The 26,602-nt window shown below is 59.8% G+C and carries 20 protein-coding genes and 1 other RNA gene; 18 read left to right on the forward strand and 3 right to left on the reverse strand.

Annotation, left to right across the window (positions count from 1 at the left end; translation table 11 throughout):
• Nucleotides 1-2 precede the first annotated feature (2 nt).
• The 6 genes from QVG21_RS00645 to QVG21_RS00670 all read left to right on the forward strand — a co-directional run bounded on the left by QVG21_RS00645 (nt 3) and on the right by QVG21_RS00670 (nt 8,418).
• Complete coding sequence (locus QVG21_RS00645) at nt 3-1,220, forward strand: aminotransferase class V-fold PLP-dependent enzyme (protein WP_287921104.1); 1,218 nt, start codon at nt 3-5, stop codon at nt 1,218-1,220.
• Between the two features lie 38 nt (nt 1,221-1,258).
• Nucleotides 1,259-1,951 carry a dTMP kinase gene (tmk, locus tag QVG21_RS00650; protein ID WP_251214753.1) on the forward strand — a complete coding sequence of 231 codons (693 nt, stop codon included), beginning with the start codon at nt 1,259-1,261 and terminating at the stop codon, nt 1,949-1,951.
• On the forward strand, nt 1,941-3,047 hold the full coding sequence (locus tag QVG21_RS00655; protein ID WP_287921109.1) for a BT_3928 family protein: 1,107 nt from the start codon (nt 1,941-1,943) through the stop codon (nt 3,045-3,047). The genes tmk and QVG21_RS00655 overlap by 11 nt, the downstream gene beginning before the upstream one ends.
• A gap of 79 nt (nt 3,048-3,126) precedes the next feature.
• On the forward strand, nt 3,127-4,140 hold the full coding sequence (locus QVG21_RS00660; protein ID WP_287921112.1) for an efflux RND transporter periplasmic adaptor subunit: 1,014 nt from the start codon (nt 3,127-3,129) through the stop codon (nt 4,138-4,140).
• 7 nt (nt 4,141-4,147) lie between these two features.
• Nucleotides 4,148-7,180 (forward strand): efflux RND transporter permease subunit, encoded by a 3,033-nt coding sequence (locus QVG21_RS00665; protein WP_287921115.1) that lies wholly within the window; start codon nt 4,148-4,150, stop codon nt 7,178-7,180.
• Nucleotides 7,177-8,418, forward strand: a complete 1,242-nt coding sequence (locus QVG21_RS00670; protein ID WP_287921117.1) for a TolC family protein — start codon at nt 7,177-7,179, stop codon at nt 8,416-8,418. The genes QVG21_RS00665 and QVG21_RS00670 overlap by 4 nt, the downstream gene beginning before the upstream one ends.
• Before the next feature lie 32 nt (nt 8,419-8,450).
• Here the strand turns inward: QVG21_RS00670 and QVG21_RS00675 are convergent, their stop codons facing one another.
• Nucleotides 8,451-8,861 carry an OsmC family protein gene (locus QVG21_RS00675; RefSeq protein ID WP_287921119.1) on the reverse strand — a complete coding sequence of 137 codons (411 nt, stop codon included), beginning with the start codon at nt 8,859-8,861 and terminating at the stop codon, nt 8,451-8,453.
• Between the two features lie 197 nt (nt 8,862-9,058).
• On the opposite strand from QVG21_RS00675, the gene QVG21_RS00680 reads away from it, so the two are divergent.
• Complete coding sequence (locus tag QVG21_RS00680; RefSeq protein WP_287921122.1) at nt 9,059-12,037, forward strand: tetratricopeptide repeat protein; 2,979 nt, start codon at nt 9,059-9,061, stop codon at nt 12,035-12,037.
• Nucleotides 12,038-12,039: 2 nt separating this feature from the next.
• Complete coding sequence (locus QVG21_RS00685; RefSeq protein WP_287921125.1) at nt 12,040-13,782, forward strand: TonB-dependent receptor; 1,743 nt, start codon at nt 12,040-12,042, stop codon at nt 13,780-13,782.
• Nucleotides 13,783-13,850: 68 nt separating this feature from the next.
• Here QVG21_RS00685 and ffs read toward each other — a convergent pair.
• Nucleotides 13,851-13,948: signal recognition particle sRNA small type (ffs, locus tag QVG21_RS00690), an RNA gene on the reverse strand.
• Nucleotides 13,949-13,997: 49 nt separating this feature from the next.
• Here ffs and mltG point away from each other — a divergent pair.
• A complete protein-coding gene (mltG, locus tag QVG21_RS00695; RefSeq protein WP_287921128.1) occupies nt 13,998-15,008 on the forward strand; it encodes an endolytic transglycosylase MltG in 1,011 nt (336 codons plus the stop codon).
• 70 nt (nt 15,009-15,078) lie between these two features.
• On the opposite strand, the gene QVG21_RS00700 is transcribed toward mltG, so the two are convergent.
• Nucleotides 15,079-15,462 (reverse strand): nuclear transport factor 2 family protein, encoded by a 384-nt coding sequence (locus QVG21_RS00700; protein ID WP_287921130.1) that lies wholly within the window; start codon nt 15,460-15,462, stop codon nt 15,079-15,081.
• Between the two features lie 158 nt (nt 15,463-15,620).
• Here QVG21_RS00700 and QVG21_RS00705 point away from each other — a divergent pair, with 158 nt between their 5' ends.
• The 9 genes from QVG21_RS00705 (at nt 15,621) to QVG21_RS00745 (ending at nt 26,593) form a co-directional block, all read left to right on the forward strand.
• Nucleotides 15,621-15,974 (forward strand): winged helix-turn-helix transcriptional regulator, encoded by a 354-nt coding sequence (locus tag QVG21_RS00705; protein ID WP_287921132.1) that lies wholly within the window; start codon nt 15,621-15,623, stop codon nt 15,972-15,974.
• 129 nt (nt 15,975-16,103) lie between these two features.
• Nucleotides 16,104-16,700, forward strand: coding sequence for an L-threonylcarbamoyladenylate synthase (locus QVG21_RS00710; RefSeq protein WP_287921134.1), 597 nt, complete (start codon nt 16,104-16,106; stop codon nt 16,698-16,700).
• 28 nt (nt 16,701-16,728) lie between these two features.
• Nucleotides 16,729-17,268 (forward strand): DUF4199 domain-containing protein, encoded by a 540-nt coding sequence (locus QVG21_RS00715; RefSeq protein ID WP_287921137.1) that lies wholly within the window; start codon nt 16,729-16,731, stop codon nt 17,266-17,268.
• Nucleotides 17,261-18,217 carry a glycosyltransferase family 2 protein gene (locus QVG21_RS00720; protein WP_287921140.1) on the forward strand — a complete coding sequence of 319 codons (957 nt, stop codon included), beginning with the start codon at nt 17,261-17,263 and terminating at the stop codon, nt 18,215-18,217. Before QVG21_RS00715 ends, QVG21_RS00720 begins: the two co-directional genes overlap by 8 nt.
• A 2-nt stretch (nt 18,218-18,219) precedes the next feature.
• Nucleotides 18,220-18,684, forward strand: a complete 465-nt coding sequence (locus QVG21_RS00725; RefSeq protein WP_251214767.1) for a DUF4293 domain-containing protein — start codon at nt 18,220-18,222, stop codon at nt 18,682-18,684.
• A gap of 280 nt (nt 18,685-18,964) precedes the next feature.
• Nucleotides 18,965-21,346: a DUF5689 domain-containing protein gene (locus tag QVG21_RS00730; RefSeq protein WP_287921144.1), complete on the forward strand. Its 2,382-nt coding sequence runs from the start codon at nt 18,965-18,967 to the stop codon at nt 21,344-21,346.
• A gap of 104 nt (nt 21,347-21,450) precedes the next feature.
• Nucleotides 21,451-22,647, forward strand: coding sequence for a DNA/RNA non-specific endonuclease (locus tag QVG21_RS00735; RefSeq protein WP_287921146.1), 1,197 nt, complete (start codon nt 21,451-21,453; stop codon nt 22,645-22,647).
• A 21-nt stretch (nt 22,648-22,668) separates the two neighbouring features.
• Complete coding sequence (locus QVG21_RS00740) at nt 22,669-23,715, forward strand: endonuclease/exonuclease/phosphatase family protein (protein ID WP_287921148.1); 1,047 nt, start codon at nt 22,669-22,671, stop codon at nt 23,713-23,715.
• A 4-nt stretch (nt 23,716-23,719) separates the two neighbouring features.
• Nucleotides 23,720-26,593, forward strand: coding sequence for a TonB-dependent receptor (locus QVG21_RS00745; protein ID WP_287921150.1), 2,874 nt, complete (start codon nt 23,720-23,722; stop codon nt 26,591-26,593).
• The last annotated feature ends 9 nt before the right edge of the window (nt 26,594-26,602 follow it).

Here is a 26,602-nt window from a genome sequence, read left to right on the forward strand (position 1 = left end):
CCATGTTCAGCGTCGACGACATACGCCGGGAGTTCCCGGTGCTCGGCCGCGAGGTCTACGGCAAGCCGCTTGTCTATCTGGACAGCGGCGCGACGGCGCAGAAGCCGTTGCAGGTGCTTGACACCGTCGACCGGCTCATGCGGGAACAGAACGCCAACATCCACCGCGGCGTACATTTCCTTTCGGAGGAGATGACCGAGTTCTACGAGGGTGCCCGCGCCCGCATTGCAGGGTGGCTCGGTGCCGCCGAGAAGGAGGAGATCATCTTCACTTCGGGTGCCACCGCGTCGCTCAATACCGTGGCTTACGCATGGGGCGACAAGTTCGTCGGGCCGGGCGACAACATCGTCGTCAGCGAGTTGGAGCACCATTCCAACATCGTTCCGTGGCAGCTGCTCGCCGAGCGCAAGGGGGCCGAAATCCGGGTCCTGCCGTTCGACGACGAGGGTGCGTTAAGAACCGACCTCCTGCCGTCGCTTATCGACAGCCGAACCCGCGCCGTCGCCGTTACGCAGGCATCCAACACATTGGGCACCCGGCCCGACCTGCGGCCCGTGGTCGACGCGGCGCACGCCGCCGGGGCTATCGTCGTGGTCGACGGGTGCCAGGGGGCCGTCCACGGCGGGGTCGACGTCCGGACGCTGGACTGCGACTTCTATGCTTTTTCCGGCCACAAGCTCTACGGACCTACCGGCATCGGCGTGCTCTACGGCAAGCGGGCCCTGCTCGAATCCATGCCCCCGTTCATGGGGGGCGGCGACATGGTCGACCGGGTGACTTTCGCCCGCACCACGTTCGCTCCCGTGCCGCTCAAGTTCGAGGCCGGCACGGCCAATTTCATCGGCGCCATCGGGTTGGGCGAGGCCGTGGCGTTCATGCAGCGGTTCGACCCGGCCGAAATCGAAGCCCACGAAAGCGCCTTGCTGCGACACGCCGAAGCGCGCCTGCGCGAAATCGACGGCCTGCGTATCTACGGCAGCGCGCCCGGCAAATGCGCCATCGTCTCGTTCAACGTCGAGGGGGTGCATCCCTACGACATGGGGATGATCCTCGACAAGCTCGGCATCGCCGTGCGCACGGGCCAGCATTGCGCCGAGCCCGTCATGGACCATTTCGGCGTCACCGGCATGTGCCGCGCGTCGTTGGCCCTCTACAACACTCTCGCCGAAGTCGATGCCTTGGCCGACGGGGTGCGGCGCGCCGTGCGGATGCTGCGCTGACCCGATATACCTTATATATAATAAAGGAAGAATCCCCCATGTTTATCGTTCTCGAAGGTCTGGACGGCGCCGGCAAGTCGACGCAGATAGCTCTTTTGCGCGACTTTTTCGCACGGCAGGGCGTCGAAAGCGCCTATATCCATTTCCCGCGTTTCGACGCGCCCGTCTACGGCGAGCTGATAGCCCGTTTTCTGCGGGGCGAGTTCGGCAGCGCCGGGCAGGTCGATCCTTATCTGGTGGCGCTGCTCTTCGCAGGCGACCGGGCCGACGCCGCGCCGCAGATTCGGGAGTGGATCGCCGCGGGCAAGGCCGTTATTCTCGACCGTTACGTCTTCTCGAACGTGGGGTACCAGTGCGCCAAGCTGCCTCAGGGCGACGGGCGCCGTCGGCTGGCCCGGTGGATTCTCGACCTTGAGTTCGGGCGCAATGCCTTGCCGCGCCCCGATTTGTCGCTCTTTCTCGACGTTCCGTTCGCCTTTACCGAGCGCAAGCTCACCGCCGTGCGCGAGGGCGACGACCGCAGTTATTTGCAGGGTGCCGACGACATCCACGAGGCGTCGCTCGCCTTGCAGCGCAGCGTCCGCGAGGTCTATCTCGACGTCGCCGCTTCCGACCCCGCCTTGCAGGTCGTCGATTGCAGCGATGCGTGCGGCGGCATGGCCGCGCCCGAGACGATTTTCGCCCGGATATGCGATTTGTTGAACCCTCTGCTCCACGCCGATGCGAAGTAACCGGATTTTCAAGTTGTTCGCCCATGTGTGCCGGCTGGTGCTGGCTTGCACTTTCATCTTCTCGGGTTTCACCAAGGTGATCGACCCGTGGGGTACTTCGCTCAAAGTCAACGAGTATCTATCCATCTACGGGTTGGAGCAGCTGCAGGGGGCCAGCATGGCCTTTTCCATCTGGTTGTGCGGCGCCGAGCTGATGATGGGCTGCATGTTGCTTTTCAAGGTGCGCATCCGGCTGATTTCGATTTTCGCCTTGTTGTCGATGTCGTTCTTCACCGTGCTCACCCTGCTCAGCGCGACGCTCATTCCCGTCGAGGATTGCGGGTGTTTCGGCGAGGCCGTCAAGCTCACGCCGTGGCAGACTTTCTTCAAGAATCTGCTTCTCCTGCCTTTGGCGCTGGTCGTCTGGTGGCGTTACAGGCCCGACAAGGTTTTCGCATTCAACGCCGTCGAGATCGCGTTGACATGTTCGTTCTTCATCATGTCCATGTATTTGGGCTATTATTGTTATCGGCATCTGCCGCTCATCGACTTTTTGCCCTACAAGGTCGGGGTCAATATCCGCGAAGCGATGCAGGCCGCCGAGGCCGAGACCGATGCGGCGGAGACCGTACTCGTCTATCGCAACCTCCGTTCGGGCAAGGTGCGCGAGTTTTCGCTCGACGATACCGAGTGGCAGAACGGCGACGAGTGGGAGTGGGTCGACACCCGTACTTCGGGCGGCTTCTCTTCCGTGCGGCTGATTATCGGCGAGTTCGCCTTGCACGATGCCGACGGCGATGCCACGGAGCAGGTGCTTTCCACGCCCGGGCGGCTTTATATGTTGTGCGTCACGCGCTTCGACCGCCTTTCGCGGCGTTGCGCACGGCGCATGGAGGCGCTGGCCGCCGCTGCTGCCGTCGAGGGGGCACAGGTCGTCTGCCTGACACCCGATCCGCTTTACGGCCGGAAGTGGCATGCGTTCGGCGGGCAGCAGGTGCGCTGTTACAACATCGACGCTTCGACCATGAAAACCATGCTTCGGGCCAGCAACGGGTTGGTCGTCCTCGACGACGGAACCATCTCGGCTAAAATGAATTGTCGGGATATTCGTCCGTAGGGGCCGCCGGGTGCGTGTGGTATGAAAGTTGACTTCCGCAGGGGAAGTCAGCTTTTTTCGTATGCGTATTTTCCCCGTTTTGTTTCTCTTGTTGGTTTCGGCCGGGTGCGGCCGTCGGTCGGCCGTTCCCGCCGCGGCCGTGCGTCCGGTCAAGGTCGCCGAGGCTTCCGGCGCCGGGTTTCTGCGTAAGGATTTCGCAGGGATGGCCACGCCCGACGATGCCGTGACCCTCGCTTTCAAGCTCTCGGGCCAGCTCACGGAGTTGCCCGTGGCGCAGGGCGAGCGGGTGCGGCGGGGTACTTTGTTGGCCGAGCTCGACCCCCGCGACGTCGAGTTGCAGGTGTCGGCCACCCGTTCCGCGTTCGAGGAGGCCCGTTCGCAGCAGCAGCGCATGGAGCGGCTGCTGGCCCACGAGGCCGTTTCGCGGCAGGATGCCGAGGCGGCCCGCACCCGTTTCGCGCAGGCCCGGGCGGCTTACAACAATGCGCTCGACCTGCTCAAGGATACCAAGCTCAAGGCTCCTTTCGCGGGCGTCATCGAGGACACTTACGTCGACAATTACGAGCGGGTGCAGGCTGGGCAGGCCATTCTCCGGTTGGTCGATCCGCATACCACCACCGTCAAGTTCACCATGCCCGAGCGCGGGCTCGCCGCGCTGGCCGATTCCTCGACCCGTTTCGAGGTCGTGTTCGACAACTTCCGCGGCATCCGTTTCGCCGCCCGGCTCAAGGATTACGCCCGCACTTCGTCCGATGCGTCGGGTTTTCCCGTTTCGCTCACGTTGAGCGGGACCGATACGCTCCGTTACGACATTTCGCCCGGCATGTCGTGCACCGTCACCATGTTTTCGGCCGACCCCGTGCCCGACGCCGTGTCGGTTCCCCTGTCGGCCATCTATGCCCCTACCGAGGGCGGCACTTACGTGTGGGTCGTCGGGCCCGACAGCCGGGTCGAGCGACGGACGGTCACGCTCGGCGAGTTGTTCGGCAGCGACCGCGTCGTCATCGACAGCGGGGTGGTTCCGGGCGAAACGGTCGTCACGGCTGGGGTGTATCAGCTGCATGCCGGCGACGAGGTGCGGATTCTGAAATGATACGGCCATGACCCTCCCCGAATATTCGCTGCGTTATCCGAAAGTCGTCTGGTTCTTTCTGCTTGTGCTGTTGGCGGGCGGTGTCGCCGGGTTCTTCACGTTGGGCAAGAAGGAGGATTCGGTTTTCGTCATCAAAAGCGCGTCGCTCGTCTGCTCCTATCCCGGAGCCGACCCGCTGGAGGTCGAATCGCTCATCACCGAGCCCATCGAGCGCGAGGTGCAGTCGATGCGCCGCGTCCACAAGGTCACTTCCGAATCCTATTACGGGCTCTCGAAGATTCTCGTCGAGCTCGATCCCGCCACTTCCGCGCGCGAGATTCCGCAGCTTTGGGACGAGCTGCGCCGCAAGGTGCTCAACGTCCAGCCGCGTCTGCCCGCCGGGGCTTCGCCCATCACCGTGGCCGACGATTTCGGCGATGTCTACGGCATTTATTACGCCCTCTCGGTCGACGAGGGGTTCACGTGGAGCGAGCTGCGCGAGCAGGCGCAGCGGCTCAAAACCTTGCTCGTCACCGTCGACGGCGTGCAGAAAGTCGCTCTGTTCGGCGAGCAGAAGCCTGTCGTCAACGTCTATGTCGGATTGGCGTCGTTGGCCAATTTCTCCATCCGGCCCGAGACCATCGTTTCTACCATCCGCCAGCAGAACGCCGTGATCGGCAGCGGCGAGAAGCAGGCCGGCGCGCTCGAAATCCGCATCATCGAGGAGGGTTCCTACCGCAGTCTCGACGACATCGCCGACCAGCTCCTGATTTCTTCTTCGGGCAAGCAGTATCGGTTGGGCGACGTCGCGCGCGTGGAGCGGGGCTACGCCGAGCCGCCGCAGACCCTCATGCGCGTCAACGGCCGCCGGGCCATCGGCATCGGCATTTCGACCGATGCGCAGGCCGATGTCGTGAAGACCGGCGACCGCATCGGCCGCGTCCTCGACGCCGAGACGGCCCGGATGCCCGTGGGTATGGAGCTCACCGTTCTCTATCCCGAGAACCGCATCGCCCGTGAGGCCAATACGACGTTTCTTATCAATCTGGCCGAATCGGTCGCCATCGTCATCGCCATCATCATGCTCGTCATGGGGTTCCGCGCCGGGGTGCTGATCGGCAGTTCGCTGCTCTTTTCCATCGGCGGAACGCTGCTTCTGATGCAGTTTCTCGGCGAGGGGCTCAACCGTACTTCGCTGGCTGGGTTCATCATCGCCATGGGCATGTTGGTCGACAACGCCATCGTCGTCACCGACAACGCCCAGCAGGCGATGCTTCGGGGTGTCGAGCGCAGCCGCGCCATGATCGACGCCGCCATCGCTCCCCGCTGGAGTTTGCTGGGGGCTACCTTGATTGCCATCTTCTCGTTCCTGCCCCTCTACCTCGCTCCGTCGTCCGTCGCCGAAATCGTCAAGCCGCTTTTCGTCGTGCTGGCTTTGTCGCTGTTGCTCAGCTGGGTGCTCGCGTTGACGCAAACCCCGCTGTTCGGCAATTTCATGCTGCGGGTCAAGCCCCGCGAGGGCAATCCCTACGACAGCCGTTTTTACCGGGCGTTCGACCGGCTGCTGGGGCGGCTGCTGCGCTGGCGGTGGGGCGTCATCGTCGGGGTGGTCGCTTTTTTCGTCGTGTCGCTCGTGGTCATGGGGCTTATGCCGCAGAACTTCTTCCCCGCGCTCGACAAGCCTTATTTCCGGGCCGACGTCTTGCTGCCCGAGGGGTTCGGCATCCGCGAGACCGAGCGCAGCCTGCTGCGGATGGAGCGGTGGCTCCGCGAGCAGCCCGAGGTGAAGAACGTCTCGATGACCATGGGTTCCACTCCGCCGCGCTACTATCTCGCCAGCAGCGCCGTTTCGCTCCGTCCCAACTTCGGCAATATCCTCGTGGAGCTGCACGACAAGAAGCAGACGGCCGCCGTCGAGGAGCGTTTCGACGCTTATGTCTCGGCGGAGTTTCCCGATGTCTGGCTCCGGTCGTCGCTCTTCAAGCTCTCGCCCGTGCCCGATGCCGCCATCGAGTTCGGGTTCATCGGCAACGACATCGACACGCTCTGCCGTCTGACCGCCGAGGCCGAGCGAATCATGTGGCATACGCCGGGAGCCGTGCGTATCCGCAACAGTTGGGGCAACCGCCAGCCTGCCTGGATGCCCGTCTATTCGCAGATGAAGGGGCAGCGCATCGGCATCGGCCGCAGCCAAATGGCGCAGGGAATCACCATCGCCACCCAGGGTTATACGCTCGGCGAGTACCGCGAGGGCGACCTGTTCATGCCCATCCTGCTCAAGGACGAGAACATCGGTGCCTACAACCTCACCAACTTGCAGGCCCTGCCCATTTTCAACCCCTCCGGGCGCGTCTTTTCGCTCGGGCAGGCCGTCGAGGATTTCCGTTTCGGGTTCCGCCAGGGGGTCATCAGACGCTTCGACCGCCAGCGCGTCATGAAAGCGCAGTGCGACCCCGGACGCGGGGTCAATACCATGCGGCTGTTCGCCGCCCTGCGCGATTCCGTCGCCCGGCAGGTGGTGCTGCCCGAGGGTTATTCGATGAAAGTTTTCGGCGAGCAGGAGAGCCAGCAGGAGTCCAACGAAGCGTTGGCCCGGTACATGCCCTTGACTTTGGTGCTGATTCTCATCGTGTTGCTGCTGTTGTTCCGCAATTACCGTGAGCCGGCGGTCATCCTGTTGATGATTCCCCTTATCTTCATCGGGGTCGTGCTCGGGCTGGCTGTTTCGGGCAAGGTCTTCAACTTCTTTTCGTTGCTCGGCCTGCTCGGGCTCGTGGGTATGAATATCAAGAACGCCGTGGTCCTCGTCGAGCAGATCGGCGTGCTGCGAAGCGGCGGGGCCACGCCTTACGACGCGGTCGTATCGGCCGCCCGCAGCCGTATCGTTCCGGTCGCCATGGCTTCGGGCACCACCATTCTGGGCATGCTGCCCTTGCTGTTCGATTCCATGTTCGGCGCCATGGCCGCCACCATCATGGGCGGGCTTTTCGTGGCTACGCTTCTGACCGTCTGCGTGCTGCCCGTCGTCTATGCCGTGTTCTACAACATTCGCCAGTCATGAAACGTTTGCTTTTCCTTTTCGGGGCATGCCTTTCGTCGCCCCTCGCTGCCCAAACTCCGCTCGACGATTATCGGCAGACCGTTGTCGATTATAGCTGGCAGCTCAAGGCCGCCGCGGCCCGGAGCGAAGCGGCCGTTCAGACGCTCGGGCAGGCGCGCACGGGTTATCTGCCGCGGCTGGCCATGGAGGGGAGTTTCTCCGCCAACGTACACCATTACGACGGCGTGGAACATTGGACGTTCAGTCTTTTGCCGCAGTTGGTGCAGACCGTCTACGGCGGCGGTTCGGTCAGGGCCGGGGTCGACTATGCCGCGGCGGGTTACGATGCGGCGCTCTGCGACGAGGAGTTTTCGCGGCTGCAGGTGCTCTATGCGGCCGATTATGCTTATTGGAACCTCTCGGCGCTCAATCTCTACGCCGCTGCCATGCGGCAGTATGTTGCGCTGATCGTCTCGCTCAAGGAGGTTGTCGACTGGCGTTTCAAGGAGGGATATATCGCCAAGGGCGATGTGCTGATGACCGATGCCCGGTTGAGCGAAGCCCGTTATCAGTTGGTCACGGCCGAGCAGCGCGCCGAGGTGGCGCTGCATAATTTCAATATTTTGCGGGGTGCCGCTGCGGCCGACAGCGTGCGGTTGGCCGACAGCATCCGCGATTCGCTTCCGCTTCCGCAGCGGGTGCCTTTCGGCGAGGCGCTTTCGCTGCGGCCCGATTATGCCGCCGCCGCGTTCAGGGCGGCGCAGGCCGAGGCCGGGGTGCGGGTCGCACGGGCGCCTTTCAATCCGCAGATAAACGTCGGGTTGGGCGGTTCGTGGAAGCCTTATACGCCCAACCGCACCGGCGCTACCGTGGTCGACGGTTCGGTTTTCGTCAATCTTTCGGTGCCGATCTTCCATGGCGGCGAGCGGCGCAGGGCCATGGGTGCCGCGCGGGCCCGACAGCTCGAAAGCGAGTGGAACGCTGCGCAGATTCGCGACGACATCGAGCGCGAGGAGATGAACGGGTGGACGGCCATCGTCCAGAGCCGTGCGCAGGTCGATGCGTCGGAACGGAGCCTGCGCATCGCCGCCGAGAATCTCGAAATCAGCACCTATTCCTACCGCGAGGGGCTGGTTACGATTCTCGACGTCCTGCAGGCGCAGCTCAGCTGGATTCAGCTCTATACCAACGACCTCACGGCGCGTTACAATTACGCCCTCGCCATTTCCGATTATCGGCGCATCACCGCGGCCGAATAGCGTCGCTGTCCCGTGAGGCCGTCGGGCCGGGGTTATCTTGCCGGTTCCGGTTCGGTGCTCACGATGGCCGTTTCGTGCGATACGGGGGCTATGCGGCGCAGCATCTGCGTCAGTCCGCAGTATTTGTCGTGCGTGAGCGCAATGGCCCGGCTCGCTTTTTCCTGGTCGTCGCCCGTGGCGCATTCGACGTTGTAGACTACATGGAACGAGCGGAACATACTTTCGGGCAGCACTTCGTCGGTGTTCAGGTCGCCCGAGTAGCTTATTTCCAGTCCCTTGGGTTTCATGTGCATCTTTTGCATCAGGTGCATCGCCGTGCGGCCCGAGCATTGCGCCGCCGCATGGAGCAGCAGTTCCTTGGGGTTCATCTCGTCGCATTGCGGCCCGTCGATGGCCCGGAATTTCCCTTCTTCGGTCAGTCGTACCGTTACTTTTTCAATCATTTTCTTTCGTGTTTTAGTGGTGCGTTTCCCTGCACCGGGCAAATTCCGTTCCCGGAAGGCCGGACAAACAGGTAAAATATTTATCTTTGTACCCGGTTAACTGCTGCTTCGGCGGGCGGTTTCCGGTCGCGGCGGCTTTTGCCCCTGCGGACCCGGATGCCCGCACCGCACGGGCGGCTCATTTGGTTACGGTTCCTATGCGAAAATTTCTTTTGCTGCTGGCTTTTTCGGCGTGCGGTTTCTCCGGCGCCGCGGCCGCACCCGGTTCTCCGCGCGAGTTCATCGTCCGCGGGCACGAGTTGTTCGATCTGGGGCGGTGGAGCGAGGCGCGGCACGAATATTTGGCTGCGCGCGACGCGTTGCGTCCCGGGCAGCGGGGCGATGCCGAGGAGATCGACTTCTTCCTGGCCGCCTGCGCCGTCGAGTTGGGCAGCGACGATGCCGAGGGGGCTTTGATGCGCTTTGCGGCCGAGTATCCCCGTTCCGTCTTCAACAACAACGTCCACTTTGCGCTCGGGTCGTTCTATTGCGCCAAGGGCGAAACCCTCTTGGCCCGCGAGGTTTTCCGCAAGACCGATTACAAGGCGCTGAGCGCTTCGCGGCGCGAGCAGTTCGACATCCGCATGGGGTGCGTCGAGTTCGCCGACGGCAATTACGATTTGGCTTACGGTCATTTCGACCGCATCGGTCCGCGCAGCCGGTACTTCGACCACGCGCTTTATTACAAGGCTTATATCGACTACGCCTGCGAGCGTTCGGGACGTGCCAAGAAGGGCTTTTTGCAGTTGGAGCAGAGCGATGCCTACCGCGAGCTGATTCCTTATTACCTGCTTCAGATCGAGTTCCGCGAGGGGAATTACCAGTATGTCGTCGGGCGGGGCGAGGAGTTGGCCCGGCGTTCCGTGCCCGAGCGGCGGGCGGAGTTGGAGCGCATCATCGCCGAGTCGTGGTTCCGGCTCGAAGATTATTCGCAGGCCATCGCGCACCTCGAATTGCTCCGTCAGTCGGGCGGCGAGTTCGACCGCGAAGCCAATTATCTCATGGGTTTCTCGCTCTACCGTACCACCCGTTATCCCGAGGCCGCTGAGTGGTTGCGCAAGGCGTGCGGCCCCGAGGACGCGCTCACGCAGAATGCGTCGTACCATCTGGCCGACTGTTATCTGCGGGCCGGCGACAAGCAGAGTGCCATGCAGTCGTTCGCCATGGCCAACGACGAGCGGTTCAACGCCGTCATCGCCGAGGACGCCTTGTTCAATTACGCCAAGTTGCAGTACGAGTTGGGCGGCGGGGCTTTCAACGGCGCCATCAACATGCTCACCAAATATGTCGAGCGGCATCCCTCGTCGGCCCGTGCCAACGAAGCGCGGACGCTGCTGATAGCCGCCTATTACAATTCGCGCGATTACGATGCGGCTTACAATGCCATCAAGGCTTCGCCTGCGGGCGATTCCGAGGTGCGGACCGCCTTGCAGAAAATCGCTTACTTCCGTGGGCTGAAGGCTTACGCCGACGGGAATCTGACCGAGGCACAGCGTTGTCTCGAGGAGTCGGCGGCCGTGGGTGTCAGTTCCAAATATACCGCGCTCAACAACTTCTGGCAGGGTGAAATCGCCTTTGCCCGGGGCGACAAGGCGGTAGCCGCCGCCAAGTACAACGCCTATCTCAAGCGCGCTCCGCAGTCCGGCCGGGAGTATGCTTTCGCGTGGTACAACCTCGGTTACTGCGCTTTTTCGCGCGGGCAGCTCTCGTCCGCTGGCGAGGCGTTCGCCAAGTTCCTCCGTTTCCATAAGGCCCGGGACCGTTACCGGGCCGATGCCCACAACCGCCAGGGCGATATTTGTTATGCCGAGCGGCTGTTCGAGGCTGCGGTCGAGGAGTACGAAAAGGCCATCGCCATCAATACCGCGCCCGAGAAGCATTATGCCGCCTACAAGCGCGCCATTACGTTCGGTTTGCAGGGGCTCACGGACCAGAAGCTCCGGGCGCTCCGGCAGATTGCCGACGCCCGAACGGGCGAGTATGCCGATGCCGCTTCCTGCGAGTTGGGCCGTTCCTACATCGTCATGGAGCGTTACGCCGAGGGGGCCCGGCAGCTCGAAAAGTTCCTCGCCGATTATCCCGCTTCGCCCCATCGCGTGCAGGCTTGTTCCGACCTCGGGCTCGCTTACCTCAATCTGGGCGACCGTAAGAAGTCGCTGCACTTCTACGAGTTGGTCGTCACGTCGGCGCCCCATTCTCCCGAGGCCCGCGAAGCTCTGCGGGGTATCCGCGAGATTTACGTTTCCGAGGGCGATGTCGACGGTTATTTCAAGTATGCCGCCGAGGCGGGTATGGAGAGCGACGTGACTTCCATTTCGCGCGATTCGCTTTCGTTCGCCGCCGCGCAGAAGCTCTATCTGACCAACCGCCACGAGGTCGCCGCCCGTTCGCTGCGCAGTTATGTGCGCAGTTATCCCAAGGGCAGTTACCGGGCCGATGCCCTTTATTATCTGAGCGATTGTTACCTCCGGCTCGGTCAGCGCAAGGAGGCCATAAGTTCCCTTTCGGAGTTGGCCGCTCTGGGTACCAACAAGTATAGCGTCACCGTTTTGGAGCGCCTTTCCGAGATGACTTGGGCCGACCGTCAGTACGACAAGGCCGCCACGGCCTATCGCAAGCTCTACGACGTCGCGCCCACGGCCGCCGACCGACAGAAAGCCATGACCGGTTACGTCCGGGCTACGGTCGCTCTCGGCGATCCCGCCAAAATCGCCGACATGGCGGCCGACGTCTGCGCCCGTTCCGATGCCGGAGCCGTGGCCTTGCGCGAAGCGCGTTTCGCGTGGGCCGAGCAGTTGCGGACCGACAAGCGGCGCGACGAGGCGGCGAAGCTCTACAAGACGCTTTCTGCCGACGTTCAGACCCGCGAGGGGTCGGCCGCGGCTTATTATCTGATCGAGGATACCTTCGCCGCAGGCGACATGGACCGGGCCGAGAAGGAGATTTTCGCCTTTTCCGAGCGTGAGCCGCAGGCTTACTGGCTCGCCAAGGCTTATATCCTGTTGGGCGACGTCTACGCCCGGCGCGGCGACGACTTCCAGGCCCGCGCTACCTGGCAGAGCGTGGCCGACGGTTATTCGCCTGCCGACGACGGCGTGGTGGCCGAAGCCAGGGCCCGGATTCAAAAAATGAACTGACCATGAAAAAATGCTTCATAGCCGCCGCCTGCATCGCGGCTTCGCTCGGGACTGCTTCGGCGCAGGTCGAAAAGGTGGTCGAGGTGACCAAGACTTACGTGCCCGGGTTGCAGAGCGCCGTCAAGCTCCCGGTCCAGCCCGACATGACCGATACGGTGCTCATGTATCCCGACATCGACTATTCCATCGCGCCGCTGTCCATCGAGACTTCGTTCCGCACGCGGCCCATCCGCCCCGCTTCGGTCACTTATTGGGAGTTCAACCGTCCGCGGAGGTGCTACCTCAAGGCCGGGGCGGGGTACCCGCTCAATTCCGAGCTCGATTTCTACGTTTCGTCGCAGAACCACGATACCGGTTACGCGTTGGGTTACCTCAACCACGCGGGGCGTTATGCCAACATCCGCAACGATTTCGGTTCGGTCTGGAATTCCATCCGCATGACCAACCGTGTCGGTGCTGCCGCAGGGTATTATGTCGGCAAGCATGTTTTCGAGGGCGAGCTCTCCTATGAAAATCGTTTGTTCCATCGCTATGGCCGTCACATCCCCGTCGGCGTGGCTTTCACGGACCTGCCGTCGGCCGGGGCGGTCGTCGATTACGGCGATGCCGACCTCAAGCTGCGTATCGGCGACGATTTTATCGATTTGAGCCGGTTCAATTTCGAGGTCGCGCTCGCAGGGGGTATCTTCTTCGACCATTCGGACGTCGCCCGGCGGGCCAGCCAGAATCATCTCGGGGCTTCGGGGCGTTTGGCCCGGGCGTTCGGCAAGCATTGGTTTTCGCTCACGGCCGGGTACGACCGTTTCGACGGGCGCAAGAATCTGAAAGGCGAGCGGCAGCAGCAGATTCAGGCCGGGGTGCGTTACGGCCACGACGGCGAGGTGCTGCGGCTGGAGGTCGGCGCCGATTACTACCACGACAACAAGAAAGGGGCGGAGAATCAGAACTATATCCTGCCTTTCGCACGCGTCCATTTCACCCTCGGGGCCCGCGAGTTCAAGCCTTTTGTCGAGGCCGACGGCAAGGTTCGCGAGAACAGTTTCCGTTCGCTCACGCGGCAGAACCCCTACGTCGCAGGCGGGGTGCAGACCGACGACGGGCGGGGGCTTTGGCTCGACAAAAGTTCGGTCGACTACAACGCGCGGCTCGGTTTGGGCGGTACGCTTTGGCGCAACCGCTTCGATTACCGCGTCTATGTCGGCTTTTCCATCCGCGACCACCATGTTTATTGGTACGGCGAGTTGGCCGCCGACCGTCAGAAAGAGGGCTTTTCGGGGGCTTTGATGCCCGTCCAGTCGCGGCAGACCGTCTCTTCGCTGCACGGCGAAATCATCTATCGGCCCGTCAGTCAGCTGCGCATCGACCTCGGCGTGCACGGGTTCATCTATAACGACGAGCCTTTGCGGTTCGACGGCCGGCGCATCGGGCTCGGCAACGGCGAGCCGCAGTTCCGGGCCGACGGAGCCGTGAGGTACCAGGGGCGGAAGATCGCTTTCGGAATCCGAGCCCTCGCCGAGAGCAAACGGCTGTGGACCATGTTCATTTCCCGCAACGGCGAACATTCGGCCGGGCGTTACGTCGTGCCGTTCGCCGTCGACCTCGGGGCCGATTTCGAGTGGAAGATTTCGGGCCGCGTCGCCGTTTTCGTCGAGGGCCGTAATTTGCTCGACCGCAAGCTCTACGAATATCCTTGGTATCCCGAGTACCGCGTCAATTTCACCGCAGGGGCCAAGGTCGTATTTTAGCCCGCTTCCTTATAGCGTCAAAGGCGGAATTCCCGAGGGAATTCCGCCTTTGCGTATGGGCATGAAAAAAGGGTGAGCTACTTATATCGCACCGCTGCGACCGCATACCCTTGCTCGATTCCTCGCCTGGGGGATTCTGCAGGAGCTGGTCGTATAAGACTCACCCGACCGCAAAAGTAGGAAAATTTTATATCTTTGCAAAAAATCCGCGGACAATGCGTAAAAAAATCTTTTTCATCCTGGCGGCTTGCGGCGCGGCGGTTCTGCTCGCTGGGGCGGTCGTCTTCTTCCAGTTCAAGGGCAATGCCGTGCGCGCCGAAAGCGAGCTCTTCGTCAGTGCGCAGGCCGATTACGGGCAGCTTGACGATTCGCTGATGCCCCGTATCAGGCACCGCGCCGCGTTCAGGTTCTACGCCCGCCGAATCGGTTTGGCCGACAGCTTCAAGCCGGGTCATTACGTCCTCAGCCGCGGTATGAACGTCATCCGTATCGCCCGCATGCTCAAGCTCGGGTTGGAAACTCCCGTCCGGGTCACCATCAACAACGTGCGCACTCCCGCCCAGCTGGCTCAGAAGCTCTCCCGTCAGCTCGACGCCGATTCCGCCGCCTTGATGCAGGTTTTCACTTCTCCCGAGCAGGCCGCCAAGGTCGGTTTCGACAGCGTCACGTTCTTTTCCATGTTCATCCCCGATTCCTACGAGTTCTATTGGACCGTCTCGCCCGAAGAGTTCGTGCGCGGTATGAAGCGGGAGTACGAGCGCTTTTGGACACCCCGGCGCGATTCGCTGCGCAGGCGCAGCGGGCTGAGCAGGCTGGAGGTCTTGACCTTGGCTTCCATCGTCTACGAGGAGACCCGGCAGTCCGACGAAATGCCCCGCGTCGCCGGGGTCTACGTCAACCGGCTCAACCGCGGGATTCCGCTCCAGGCCGATCCTACCGTCAAGTACGCCATGCAGGATTTCACCCTCCGGCGTATCCTCTACAAGCACCTCCGATTCCCCTCGCCTTACAATACCTATATTAATAGGGGCCTCCCGCCGTCGCCCATCTGCATGCCCGGCAAGAACGCCATCGACGCCGTGCTCAATTTCGAGAAGCACGATTTCATCTTCTTCTGCGCCCGGCCCGAGTTCGACGGTTACCACAATTTCGCCCGCACGTTCGACGAGCATATGAGGAACGCCCGTGCTTACAGCGCCGAGCTCAACCGGCGCAATATCAGGTGACCGGCGGTTCGGTCGACTGAAAAAGCCCGCCTGGAAAGGCGGGCTTTTCGGTTCGGCCGCGGGCGGGCTTCTATTTCCGGACGGTGTCGGAATTTTGGTTGTAGGCTTTCGCCACACACTTCCATTCGCCGTCAATTTTCAGCAGCAGGAGATAGTCGGTGAAGTCGATGCGGCCTCCCCAGCCCTCTTCGAGCACGCGGACGACGGCGAGCGTCTCCTCGACGGCCACAACGTCGATGCGGGCCTTGAACTCCTCGCCGCCGCTGACGCTGTCGACGTTGCGGTAGAATTGTTCGATGGAGCCGCGTTCCAACGCTCCGTCGAGAAAGCCGAACAGCACGGCATCGTCGGTGAAGAGTTCGCGTGCATGGCTGCTGTCGCCCTCGGCCACGCTTCTGACAAATTTCATGGCGGCCGCCTCGACAGCCTCGTATTCCTGGATCGGATTGCGCATGGAGATTGTGTTTTTTGGAGTTTTATGGCTGCAAAGTTAACGGGTGCCGCCGACCGGTGCAAGTACCGAAAAATGATTCGGATACTGAAAAAATTATCGGTATACTTCCCGTATGGAGGAATATCATTATTTTTGTGTCGTAACCCGATTGAACGGCTATGTACGAAAGAAAAATACCCGTCGACCTGAGTTGTCCTCTGCGGCTGACCATGAGTCTGATCAATTCAAAATGGAAGTCGTGCATCCTCGATGAACTGCGGCACGGACCGATGCGCCCCAGCGAACTGCATAAAGCGCTGCCGGAAGCGGCGCCCCGCGTGTTGGATCTCCAACTCAAAGAACTGGCGGAAGACGGTCTGGTTGCGAAAACCATCTTCGCGGAACTTCCGCCGCGTTCGGAATATGCCATCACCGGGCTGGGGCGGTCGCTGCTGCCGATCATAGATGCCATGATTGCCTGGGGTGCGGAGAATCGGCTGCTGTTCAAACGGAAATTTGGGAAAACCGACTGACCGATAGGTTGTCATGTTTGCACCGGCGGGGCATTGTCGTGTTCGGCAGGCGGGCGGACGTTGCTGCAAAGCGTTTTATTTACCGATAGTTGCCCGTTTTTCGCCGTTTTTTACCTATATTTGTCGGCGATGCTTTGTAAAATCTACGGACAGAATCCTTCGGAGCGGGAATTGCAGCGGGTCGTCGGTGCGCTCGGCAGCGACGGCATCGTCATCTATCCCACCGACAGCGTCTACGCTTTCGGCTGTTCGTTGCGTTCGGTCAAGGCCATCGAGCGGCTGCGGCGGCTGAAGGGGAAGAACGAGTTCGCCCTCGTCTTCGCCGACCTTGCGCAGGTCGCCGAGTTCTGCCGCGTCGACAACGCCGCGTTCCGGATTTTGCGGCGCAATCTGCCCGGTCCCTTTACTTTCGTCTTGCCCGCTTCGTCGCGCGTGCCCGACAAGACGCTCGGCAGGCGCAAGACCATCGGCGTGCGGATTCCTGCCCATCCCGTCGCCCGGGCGGTCGTCGGGGCGTTGGGGTGCCCGTTGGTCACGGCTTCGGTCCGCGTGGACGACGAGGTCACGGAATACATGACCGACCCCGAGTTGCTCCACGAGCGTTTCGGCCGCGAGGTTTCGTTGGTCGTCGACGGCGGGGTGGGGGACCTCGTCCCGACTACGGTCGTCGATCTCTCGGACGGCGAGCCCGAAATCCTGCGCGAGGGCAAGGGCGAGTTGCAGTAGTGCATTTATGTAAATTCAGATATTCGACATGAAAAATTCTTTTTGGGGCGATGCCGCCCTTTACGGTGCTTTTCTCGGTTTGGCCGAAATCGGTTTCGTTACGTTGAACCTTGTTTGTCCTTTCAAGGGGCTCGGTCTGTTGCATTTCGTCGTCTTCGTCGCTTTGTTGGTGGTCTTCACCCGGCGCCGGGTCCGGCTTTACGCTTCGGAGGAGCTGGGTTACAGCTACGGCGAGTGCCTGTTGTATATTTTGTGCATGTCGCTTTTCGCCGGGGTGCTCGTAGGGGCTTATACGGCTCTCGCCGCCAATTTCTTCTTCCCCGAAAAGTACCAGGCTTTGGTCGACCAGTCGCTTTCCGTGCTCTCGCAGACCGGGGTTTATAGCACCGACATGCTCCGGCAGATGCAGTCCATGATGCGGCGGATGATTTTCTCGCCGCTTTGGGTGCTCTTTTCCAATGTTTTCGGCTATGCTTTGAAGGGTACTTTCTTCGGGTTGTTCGTCGCGGCTTTCACCAAGCGCAATCCCTCCATGTTCGGTCCCGAGCACACTTCCGGCCATGAGTAATCCCGATATTTCGGTCGTCGTTCCTCTCTACAACGAGGAGCAGTCGCTGCCCGAGCTCGCCGCGTGGATCGACCGCGTGGCCCGCGACCACGGCCTTTCCTACGAAATTATCTTCGTTGACGACGGTTCGTCCGACGGTTCGTGGGACGTCATCGGACAGCTCCGGCAGCAGTTTCCCGCCGTCCGGGCCATCGGTTTCGCCCGCAATTACGGCAAGTCGGCCGCGCTCTTTTGCGGGTTCGAGGCCGCGCAGGGCGAGGTCGTCTTCACCATGGACGCCGATTTGCAGGATTCGCCCGACGAGATTCCCGCCATGCGGCGCATGATCCTCGACGAGGGCTACGACCTTGTCTCCGGGTGGAAAAAGAAGCGTTTCGACCCCGTCGGCAAGCGGTGGCCCAGCAAGTTCTTCAATTGGACCGCGCGCGTTGCGTCGGGTATCCGGCTCCACGATTTCAATTGCGGTCTCAAGGCTTACCGCCGCAAGGTCGTCAAGTCCATCGAGGTCTACGGCGAGATGCACCGTTTCATCCCCATTCTCGCCCGCAAGGCCGGGTTCCGCCGCATCGGCGAGAAGGTCGTCGAGCACCGTCCCCGCAAGTACGGGCAGTCCAAGTTCGGGCTCGAACGCATGCTCAAGGGTTACCTCGACCTCATCACCGTCTTGTTCATGTCCCATTTCGGGCGGTCGCCCATGTATTTCTTCGGCGGGCTCGGCACCCTCATGTTCCTTTTCGGCGGCGGCACTACCGTGTGGGTCATCGCCGCCAAGCTGTGGAAGCAGGCCCATGGTCTGCCGCTCCGGCCCGTCGCCGACCAGCCGCTGTTCTACCTCGCCATGTTGGCGGTAGTCCTCGGTGTCCAGCTCTTTTTGGCCGGGTTTCTGGGCGAGCTCATCAACCGCGGTTCTTCCGACCGCAACAAGTATCTGATCGATAAAAATATGTAGTTATGATACAGCGTATTCAGACCCTTTATCTGTTCATCGTCTCGGCGCTCATGGCCGTCACGCTCTTCGTGCCGTTGGCTTGGTTCGCAGGCGATGCCGGGGAGTTCCGGCTCTGCGCCTTTGCGCTCCGCGAGGTCGGCGGCCAGGCCGTTCAGCCGACCCTCTACATGGGAGTGCTCCTCGCCGTTGCGTGTGCCTTGCCTTTGGTCACTCTCTTTTTGTTCCGGCGGCGGTTGCTTCAGTTCCGGCTGTGCGTCGCCGAGGCCGTCCTGCTGGTCGGGGCCGCCGTCATGGAGGGGGTCTACTATTTCCTCAGCTGGCGGGTCTTCTCCGGGCTGACATTCCATTTGCAGGGTGTCTATGTCTCCATCGCATTGCCCGTCGTCTGCCTTGTTTTCGTGTGGCTCGCCGCCCGCGCCATTTTGCACGACGAGTTGCTCGTCCGCGCTGCCGACCGCATCCGTTGAGGGGCGTTTTCTCCGTTTCGCACCGGTTCGTTTCCGCGAACCGGTGTTTTTTTTGCCCGCCCGGTCCTTTTCCGATATAAAAAAGGTGGCAGGAACTTTGTTCCTAAATAAAAAAAAATTATCTTTGAGGTAGTTTTCTCAGGCCGGGTGCCGAGCTCCGTTTTCGGGTGCTTTGCCAGGGCCGGGAAACCTATATGAATGTGAACAATATTGTTATTATGTAATGGTATTGGTCGTGTGAACGGAATCCTCAAATTGTTTTATTAAAAATTGCGTGTTTATGAAAAATTTTAATTTCTGGCGTTCGCTGTTTTTCGCAGCGTTGGCAGTTGTCGGGTTCGCCGCCTGTTCGGACGACGATGACAACGGCGGAAACAACAATGGCGAAGCTTCGCTTACGGTCAACGGCAAGCAGTCCACGACTATCGGCGTAAAGGCTGCCGCCGGCGATACCGAGGCTGTCGAGGTCGTTTCGTCCAATCCGTGGACCCTCGCTTTCGAGACCGAGCAGGATTGGTGCGTGCCCAGCGTTACGGCTGCCAAGGGCGGTACTTCGTCGCTCAAGTTCACGGTCACCGCTTTGCCCGAGGGCGTCGAGGAGCGTTCCGCTACGGCTATCCTTTCGTCTAACGGCGAGATTCTCGGCGTGCCTTATACGGTCACGGCCAAGGTTACCGTGCGTCAGTCGCCCTCCGGTTCGGCTACTCCCGATACCAACGTCGCTGCCGTTCGCGCCTTGCTTGTAGCCATGAATCCCACTTCGACCAAGACCGACGTCACCGCCGATATCGGCGCTATGACCCTCACGGGTATCGTCGTTTCCAATTCGGAGGGTAAGAACACCGGCAGCGATTGGAATATCGCCATTCAGGATGGTGCCGCCGTTAAGAATTCCGGTCTGACCATTTCCTGCTCGAAGTTCCAGTCCGCTTCCTACGCTCCCGGTACGTGCGTCACGGTTGCTTTGACCGGTGCGCAGGTGCAGCTTTACAACGGGTTGCTCCAGCTCAACATTGCCGACGCTGCCGCCGAGGCTGTCAAGACGGTTTCCACCGACGCTCCGGAACCTGTTGTTATCGCTCCCGATGCTTTGTTCGATTACGAATCCATGCTCGTGCAGGTCGACAATTGCTATCCTACTGCTGGTTATGGTGCAGGTTGGAATACTTCGACCAACAAGGGCAACGTCAATTTCGCTACCGCCGACGGACAGGCTTTCGTTTGCCGCACCGGTTCCAAGGCCGTTTTCAAGGATCAGACCGTTCCCGAGAAAATGGGTTCGTTGGTCGGCATCGCAGGGCGTTACAATAACGATAAGCAGATTTCGCCCCGTACTATCGACGACATCAAGCTCACCGAGGCTATTCCCGAGCCCGAGTATACCGAGACAACTATTGCCGGCTTGACTGCAGGCAACCGCGAAATCAAGGATGCTACCATCGTCGGCGTTCATCAGCAGGCCGTTATGCTTGCTCAGAACAACGACGGTACGGTCAATTACGTGCTTGCTTTCAACAATGCCTGGAAAACGCAGGATGCCAATCCGTTTATTTCGGATGTGGACAAGACGGCTTCCATCAAGGGTATTGCCGCACAGCGTTACGGTCTGTGGCAGTTCTCCGACTTTACGATTACGCCGGGTGCCGCCTCGTCGCTCGTATTGCCCGAGCCTGCAAATTTCGATGCAGCTGCTATCGCAACGTATACTTCCGAAATCGCTGCCGATGTGAACAAGGCTGCGTATAAGTATATCAAGATGACGGGTACGCTTACCATCGAGGTGGGTGCTTCCTATAATACCTACAGACTTCTCGTTCCCGGTTGCCCGACCGAAATCCAGTTCGCCTACGGTCTGAATTCTTATTTCGACGGCCGTGCTTCGGGCGACGTGGTCGACGTGACCGGTTTCGCTCTGGGTTACGATTCGTCGAACAGCCGCATGAACGTCTTGCTTCGTTCGATTAAAGAGAATACTTCGGCACCTTCGTTGCTCTTCACTACGGAGCCCAAAGTTTTCGCCGGTAGTACTCCCGAAGTTCAGAAGCTCAATTTCGTAGCTAAAAATATTCCGAGCGACCAGCTTGTTACCTTTGCATTCTCCGGTACCGATGCCGATAAGTTCAATGTCGAAGCCCAAGATGCTACTTCTGTCACCATCAAGGCTGTCGGCGACAATGCCAGCGGAGCCCCCTATACCGCAAAGCTCGTTGCGTCTTGGAATGGTACGACTTTGGCTGAACTCGCTGTCGAGCAGGAAGCCCAATTGCCTGACGGTGCAAAAGAAGCTACTGTCGTTTGTGCCAATTTGGGTTATGCAAATCAGTTTAAAGTGACATCCATTACTGGCTTCGAACCTTTGGCTTTCTCTATTTCTAAAGCAAGTGGCACAACAGATCCTGCGTTCTATACCTCTACTGGTGCCATCCGCTTCTATGCTGGTACTACGCTTACTATTTCCGGTGCAACTATTCTGAAAGTAGAGTTTACCTTCGTTACGGGTAATTATAATAATTGGAAAACTGTTTCTACGGGTACGTACAGCGGTTCCGAATGGACGGGTGAGGCCCCCGAAGTGGTCTTTACGTCTGACCCGAATAAAAATAGCAAGGGCAAATACGAGCAGACGCGTGTTTTGACGATTAAAGTGACTTATAAAGAATAAGTTTTAAATCGTTTCTACCCTAAACCCAACTCTTGGCGGGAGTAATATCCCGTCAAGAGTTTGGTTTCTTTGAAACTCTTTTTTCTCTTTCGTAATTTCCCGGAATGTCTCTTTTCAAGAATTTCCATTTGCCCGCGTGGTTGTTTGCGGGTGTTCTTTTCCTTTTCGCGGGATGCGGCGGGAGCGATGACGATTCTCTTATCGTCGTGCGGCTCGACGCAGAGACCGTGAATTGCAACACTACATCGAACAGAATCATCGCCGTCGGCGACGCCATGACGTTCGTCGCCACCATCCTCTCGCAGGACGTCGGCGATGCTTGGTGTTCGTTTTCTTCGTTCGATACATTGATCGAACCCCAGTTCTCCAAATCGGGTCTCGTCGGTGTTCCGATGAACCTCTACCTCCTCCGCAACGAGACCGACCAGGTCCGCGAGGCGCTCATCCGCGTAACGTTCGCCAACGGTTTCAGCGCCGATCTCACTTTAAGGCAGGGTGCTTTTTCGCCTACCGCCGACTTCGACCGTCAGTGGGGCGAGCAGCCTTTCTTCCGCGAGGGCGATACTTATATATATAAGACTTATTATACCACCCTTATCCGCGGCGGGTACGTCCGTAATTACTCCGTTTGTTACGATACCCAGAAGCGCGTTTCCCATTGGGTCGCTTATCCTTTGACCCGTAATTACGTCGAGCCTGCCGTCACTCGTACCAACGCCTGGTCTTACGACCCCAACACTCAGTTGCCCGAAATTCCCGTTCAGTACCAGTTCAACGTTGCGAATACTTACGGTACAGGCGATGCCCGCGGTCACCAGCTCCCCTCGGCCGACCGTTACAGCAATAAGGAAACCAATGCCATGACTTTCTATTCGACCAACATTATGCCCCAGAATTCCGATTTCAACGAAGGGGTGTGGGTCGACCTCGAAAATAAAATCCGTGATGTAAGAGCCCGTAACAGCAGGGATACGATTTTTGTCGTGACCGGCACCTATTTCGCCGGCAATCGTTACATTACGGCCCGCGACGGCACCAGAATCGGTTATCCGTCCAATTGTTGGAAGGTCTTGCTGCGCGGTTCCGGCGGCAAGGCTGTTTGGGATTGTTCTGCCGACGAGCTCTACGGCATCGGGTTCTGGTTCGCCAACGATGCTTCCAATACCGCGTCGTTGCGGAGTTACGCCACTTCCATCGCCGACATCGAGCGCAAAACCGGGTTCGCGTTCTTCCGCAACATCCCCGCCGGGGCTGCCGACGCCGTCAAGGCGCAGAACCGTCCCTCCGATTGGAGCCTATAAAATTATTCAATATCATCCGTCATGAAGAAAATCCTTTTCACCGGTCTGTTCGTCGTCTTGTTCGCGGCAGGCATCGCGCAGAAGCCGTACAAAATCGTCTTCTACAACTTCGAGAACCTTTTCGATACGGTCCGCGATCCCGACATCTTCGACGAGGAGTTCACTCCCGGGGGGCTCAAAAACTGGAATTCGGCCAAGTACAACAAGAAAATCGCCAACCTTGAGCGCGTCTTGTTCGACATCGCTGCCGCGGACCGTGATTTCCCCATCGTCATCGGCGTCTCCGAGATAGAGAACCGCAACGTCATGGAGGACGTCATCGCGCAGCCCAAGTTGGCCCCGGCCAATTATCGCATCGTCCATTTCGATTCGCCCGACGCACGTGGCGTCGACGTCGGTTTTTATTATCGGCCCGACAGGTTCAAGTTGGAGGGCAGCGCGCCCATTCCGTTCCACATGCCCGAGTTGCCAAACTTCCGTACGCGCGACTTCGTCACCATGTGGGGGACCATCGACGGCGAGCCCTTTTTCTTCCTCGTCAGCCATTGGCCCTCGCGTCTCGGGGGCAAGGAGGCTTCCGACCCCAAGCGTTTCGCCGCCGCCCGTCAGGTGCGGGCCATCGTCGATTCCGTCCAGCAGGCCAATCCCGCTACCAAGGTCGTTGTCATGGGCGACCTGAACGACGACGCTACCGACGACAGCATCGTCATCGGTCTGAGTGCCAAGGGCAAAATCAAGGATTTGCAGCCCGGCGACATGTTCAATCCCTATATCGCCTTGCTCAAGGCCGGTTACGGTACGTTGGCTTATCGCGATGCGTGGAACCTCTTCGACAACATCATCGTCTCCGGCAACCTCGTCGATGCGCCCGCCGGGACCCTGCGTTTGCTTTCCGTCGGTACTTCCAAGTTCTACGGCGGCATCTTCCGGCGGCCTTACATGCTCCAGCGCGAGGGTCAGTACAAGGGTTATCCCCTGCGTACGTTCGTCGGCAACAATTTCCAGGGCGGGTTCAGCGACCACTTCCCCGTCTTCATCTATATCGGCAAACAACAGTGCAAACAATAACCTTATGAAACTGAAATCTTTACTTCTCCTTCTCTTCGCTGCGGCCGTTTGTTCCGGCGCGTATGCGCAGGACGGCGGTATCCGTGGCAAGGTCGTTTCGCGCGGCAGCCGCGAGGCGTTGGGCAACGTGCGTGTCACGCTCGAATCCACCGGGTTGTCCGCCGTCACCGACAGCAACGGTAATTTCGTCTTCGAGAACCTCCCGCAGGGCGATTACCGCGTCGCGTTCGAGGCTCCCGAGTTCGAGGAGCTCGAGTTGCGCGTCCGCGTCGGGCAGAACATGCGCGATTTGTCCGCGGTCGTCGTCTCGCCGTTGATGACTTCCGACGGTTTCGACGATTCGGTCTTCGCCGAGTTCGACAGCGATTCTTCGGCTTCCGACGAGCAGGCCCTGCCGTCGTCGCTTTCTTCGTCCAAGGACCTCTTCAACAGCGTCGCTTCGTATCGTTTTTCCGAGATGCGTTTCAATGTCCGGGGTTACGATTCGCAGTATTCCGACATCTACCTCAACGGTATCCGCTTCAACGACGCCATGACCGGTTACGGCCCTTGGTCTTTGTGGAGCGGTCTCAACGACGCTACCCGCAACCAGAATACCGTCGCCGGGCTCGCTTCGTCCGATTTCGGTATCGGGGGCATCGCCGGTATGACCAACGTCAACGCGCGTGCTTCCCAGATGCGTAAGGGTTTGCGCGTCAGCGTCTCCAACGGCAATCAGATGTATCGTTTCCGCGCCATGGTCTCCTATGCTTCCGGACAGTTGGACAACGGATGGTCTTACGGTGTTTCCGTCGGTACGCGCCAGGGGGGCAACGGTTACGTCGACGGGGTGTATTACAATTCCTATTCGTATTTCCTCTCCGTCGAGAAGCTCTTCCGCGACAGCCATCGGTTGGCCCTCACCGCTTTCGCTTCGCCTTCGGAGCGCGGTGCCCAGCAGGCTTCGACCGACGAGGCTTACCGGCTCTTCGGCAGCAACTATTACAATCCCAACGTCGGGTACCAGGACGGTAAGCTGCGCAATTCCCGCGTTCGCAATACTCACGAGCCTGTCGTCATGCTCAATTATACGTGGGATGCTTCCGAGCGTACCCGTTTGAACGCCGCCACCGCCCTGCGTTTCGGTAAGAACGGTTATTCCGCTCTTACTTGGAAGGACGCCAGCGATCCCCGCGGCGATTACTACCGTTATCTGCCTTCGTCGCTCCTCAGCCAGATCGTTCCCGGCGTCACGTCGCCCGAGACCGAGTACGAGTACCGTTTCCGCGCCCAGCAGCTCGCGCAGAATTTCACCGGTATGTTGCAGTACGACCGTTTCTTCCGCGAGAACCGTTTCATCGACAATACCTTGGCCGACCAGTTCGCTTCCAGCACGGACGAGCAGTTCAAGAATACCATCGGGACCCAGTTCCGTTCCAACCTCATCCTCGAGGAGCGCCACACCGACCAGCTCGACTATAACCTCGCGCTCGACGTCAACCATCAGATTCGCAATAATATGCAGATTGTCGCCGGGGCCAACCTCCGCGTCAACCGTACTTGGTATTACGACGAGGTGAAAGACCTGCTCGGCGGCGATTATTGGTACGACATCGACAAGTTCGCCGAGCGCGACATGTCGCACAGCGCCGTCAATTACCAGAACGATTTGGATTATTATTACCAGACCGGCCACGCCCGCATCGCCCGCGTGGGGGACAAAATCAGTTACAATTACCGCGCTCACCTGCTCGAAACCAGCGCCTGGGCGCTCTATACCTACGCTGTCGGCGGGTTCTCGATGAATGTCGGCGGTAAGGTCGGTTATTCGTCCATGCACCGCGAGGGTCTGTGGCGCAAGGGTCTGTTCCCCAACAATTCGTTCGGCGATTCCAAGACGCTCGATTTCCTCATTTACAGCGGTAAGCTCAATCTGTCGTACCGTTTCTCCGGCGCCCATTCGCTCGAAGCCGGGGTCGCTTTCATGCAGAACGCCCCCAAGTTCGTCAATTCGTTCGTCTCGCCCCGTACCCGCAATACGACTACGCCGGGCGTTTCCGCCGAGCGGATTTTCGGTACCGACCTTACCTATAACCTCAACCTGCCTTATATCAAGGCGCGGGTTTCGGGTTATTACTCCGCCATGACCGACCAGACCAAGGTCATTTCGTTCTACGACGACGTCGAGCGTTCGTTCACCAACTTCGCCATGAGCGGTATCGACAAGCGTTATTACGGTGTCGAAGCTGCCGTCTCCGTGCCTATCTGGAATGGTATTTCCGCTGTCGGCGCCGTCAGCTGGGGCGATTACACCTATACTTCCAACCCCGACTTCATCCAGACCATCGACAACAGCGAGGTCGTCGCCCGTGGCGACCGCGTCAATTGGAAGGGCATGCACGTCGAGAGTTCGCCGCAGCTGGCCCTCAACGTCGGGCTCGATTACCGCGGCCCGCGCAATTGGTTCGCGTCGGTCAATTTCAATTACTACGACAATCTCTACCTCTCGATGAACCCGTTGTACCGTACTTCTCAGGCGACGCAGTATTATTCCAACATCATCGCCAGCGAGGTCAACAAGCCCGACATGGACATCGCCAAAATCAAGACTGCGGCCAAGGGTATCGAGGAGATGCGGGCCCAGGAGAAGTTCGGCGGGTTCTTCACGCTCAGCGCCAGCGTCGGCAAGAATTGGTACATCCGCCGTCAGTACATGTTGGGTTTCAGCCTCGAGGTCAAGAACATCCTCAACGACCAGGACATCCGCACCGGCGGTTACGAGCAGATGCGTCTGCGCCGCGTCCGCACTCCGGAGGGTGTCAAGTTCTCCCGCTTCGATTCCAAGTATTTCTACATGCTCGGGACCAATTATTATCTGAACGTCTATTTCCGTTTCTAACCTCGTTTA

Source organism: Alistipes sp. UBA6068, from assembly GCF_949428155.1.
GTDB lineage: Bacteria > Bacteroidota > Bacteroidia > Bacteroidales > Rikenellaceae > Alistipes > Alistipes muris.